The organism is Colidextribacter sp. OB.20, from assembly GCF_009911595.1.
GTDB lineage: Bacteria > Bacillota > Clostridia > Oscillospirales > Oscillospiraceae > Lawsonibacter.
Genome location: NZ_QWKG01000132.1, coordinates 1 through 2177, shown reverse-complemented (window position 1 = coordinate 2177; position 2177 = coordinate 1). Strand labels below are relative to the sequence as shown.

The window sequence follows — 2177 nt, the reverse complement described above, 5'->3', positions numbered from 1 at the left end:
GGCTTTTTCTCCTGCCGGACGATATAGCGGCTGTCTCCCCATGAGTTGGCGTACCGGGGATTTCCCGGCTGCTGGGGGGTGTTATACACAATTCCCCAGGTGACGCGGACGGCCTTGGACTGCGGTACAGGTACAAACACATAGCGCATTTGATATACCCGGTTGCTGATCTCCCAAGCCCCGCCCTGTATCTGCTTCCACTCGTTGGAGGTATGGGACACCTCCGGGGTACACACATATTCCAGCACCTTTTCCAGCAGCAGGGTTTGAGCGGCCTGGGCCTCCCACTCGTCCGTTGCTGCTTTCAGTTTTTCAAAAATGGCCTTCTCTGCCGCTTTACTGCCTTCGAGCTTTTCTTGCAGCTCTGCCGCAGGCAGTTCCACCAGCGGGGCCATATGTGGGCTTGCGGTATAGTCCGAATAATTGAGAGAGTGTACGATTTTGAGCGTTGCGCCGGTTGTCAGGCTGTCTCCCCAGGCATTGACGGAGAAAAACGGTTTTATGTCCGGCATGGCGTCCTCCTATCTGCCCTCCCGCTGGGGCGGTTTTTTTGTGGTGGTTTTTGTGCACCGTCCTTTTTGGCAGCGGTGCTCCTTCGCCAGCACTTGAGCCAGGTCCGCTTCATTCTCAGGGCAATAGCGAAGATATTGCAGCATACCGTATTCATTGAAAAGCCACTCGCGCTCTTTCTTATACCGTTCCGGCGCAATTTCCCTGACTTGACCGGAACAAAAAAACAGCTCCAGCCTGACAGTGGGGAGAGCGCGGGCCTCCACCCGCTTGACCTGTTGGGCATAGTTCAGCTTGCGCACTGTACCCAGCGGTCGCTCCCGGCTCCCGCCGGTCACGGCTACACGGTACGCCCTGATCCCCTTCGGCTCTCCCGCATAGTGCGTCCAGATGGTATATCCGTTGCTTCCACGGAGAAAAGCGTCCCGCTCTGTAACCAGCCATGTACCGGCGGGCCGGGACATCCAGTAGAAGGTGCGGCGCTCTGGATCAGATTCCAGCGCGGCGTCCCGCAATCGGGCAATATCGTACTGAAAATCGCTCTGATAGCTGCGGGTGTTTTCCAGCATCACCTGTTCCAGAAACGCCAGAATATCAATACTTTCCTCCATGGCCCACCTATCTTTCCGGGGAGGGCCGGGACTTGACACGAGTGGGAGCCCTTGACCGCTCCTTCTTGATCTGGTGCAGCTTCACCTTCACCGACTGCCGGGGCCTGTCACCGCTGCGGACAGGTGCGGCGGAAACGGGGGCGGCGCGCTCCTGAGACGGGGCGATGGTCTTGCTGGTGTTGGCGGCCTTCCGCAAATCCGTGACTGCCGCTTTCGCATATTCCAGAAATTTTTCTTTTTCCTTCTGGGGCATAGCCGCCGCCTGGGTCTGGAACTGCTGCTCCAGTTTCGTGATGGTGTGGTGCTGCTGGAAAAAGGTCAATACCCGGCCCGCCAGCTTCTCCAGGTCGTCATGGAGCTGGGGGCCAAACTGTTCATGGAGTAATTCACGCAGACCGGCGGGGGCGTCCGCGAAAAGCCGGGTCGCTTCCTCTGGGTGCTTCAAGTTGGTTTCCACATGGTACGCCATCTGTTCCAGCAGGGAGCGGCAGCCCGGCCCGGTGCGGAGGGGGAGCCAGTAGCGGTCCACCTCGCCGTCCAGCATATAGTCGATAGCCACCCTGACCGGGCGCTCCGGCTCGTCAGAGTCCCAATAGTCCCGGTTCAACTCCCCAATTCGCGTCTCCGCCTCGGATAACGTCATGCGTGCGCCAACAGGAAGATGTTCGTCGGCGCTCTCCATGACGGTGACAATGGGCTGCTGCTCCGGGGACAGGTCGGGCAGAAGGGCCTCATTGGTGGACTTGAACAGGGAGACGAACGCACCGGAAATATCGCGGGTGAAGTTCCGCCAGCGGTTGGCCGCGCCCCGGACCGTACACAGGCCGTCTTTGAAAAGGCCGGTGACAATATTGGCGCTCTCGCCCAGCAAGTCTTTCACATCCCGGCGCAGATTCCCGGCAATTTCCTTCATTCGATTGTTGGTATCTATGGGGAACACTCCTTTCAGTAAAGTGGCGGGGCGGCGGAGCCGCCCCTGTAAAATGTCGAAATGCGTCTCAAACTGAGACGCATTTCATCGGGCGGGAGTGGACCGCCCCCGGTGCATACGGCGGT

The 2177-nt window shown here is 58.8% G+C and carries 2 protein-coding genes and 1 pseudogene; all 3 read right to left on the bottom strand.

Features of this window, described 5'->3' with window-relative positions; translation table 11 throughout:
* Positions 1–512, bottom strand: a pseudogene (locus D1641_RS18760) (hypothetical protein); the annotation flags it as partial.
* 9 nt (positions 513–521) lie between these two features.
* Positions 522–1121 (bottom strand): hypothetical protein, encoded by a 600-nt coding sequence (locus tag D1641_RS18755; protein WP_160668491.1) that lies wholly within the window; start codon positions 1119–1121, stop codon positions 522–524.
* Between the two features lie 7 nt (positions 1122–1128).
* Complete coding sequence (locus tag D1641_RS18750; protein WP_160668488.1) at positions 1129–2001, bottom strand: LPD25 domain-containing protein; 873 nt, start codon at positions 1999–2001, stop codon at positions 1129–1131.
* Positions 2002–2177 lie beyond the last annotated feature (176 nt).

Coding starts and splice junctions, on each gene's coding strand:
- D1641_RS18755 (WP_160668491.1), bottom strand. CDS start 1,121: ATGGAGGAAAGTATTGATATTCTGGCGTTTCTGGAACAGGTGATGCTG.